The 351-nt window shown below is 31.3% G+C and carries 1 protein-coding gene; it reads left to right on the plus strand.

Going from position 1 to position 351, the window contains the following annotated elements; all coding sequences use genetic code 11:
• Positions 1-177 precede the first annotated feature (177 nt).
• The coding region (locus AAGV33_RS16390; protein WP_373393455.1) for a helix-turn-helix domain-containing protein at positions 178-351 on the plus strand (174 nt) is incomplete at its 3' end.

Here is a 351-nt window from a genome sequence, read left to right on the forward strand (position 1 = left end):
TATGTCTTTGAATGGAATAAATGACCTATAAAGACATAAATGGCGCTCAATTTTAAAAACAACTATCAATCAAAAGCTATATGCTTTTACATATAAAAACAATATTTTTATTTAGAATATATGCTTTTACATATAATTAACTATATTTGCTTAAAATCAATGCTAAAGCATATAATTATGATGACACTAGCTAATTTCGTAAAAGAGAAAAGAAACGAAGTAAAACTCACCCAGGAAGCCTTTGCGGAACGTGCTGGAGTGGCACTTACCGTGATTCGAAAAATTGAACAGGGAAAGGAAAACCTCAACCTCGAAAAAGTAAACCAAGTACTCAAAATGTTTGGGCATACC

The organism is Flavobacterium magnesitis (genome assembly GCF_041729735.1).
In the GTDB taxonomy this organism is placed as follows: domain Bacteria; phylum Bacteroidota; class Bacteroidia; order Flavobacteriales; family Flavobacteriaceae; genus Flavobacterium; species Flavobacterium magnesitis.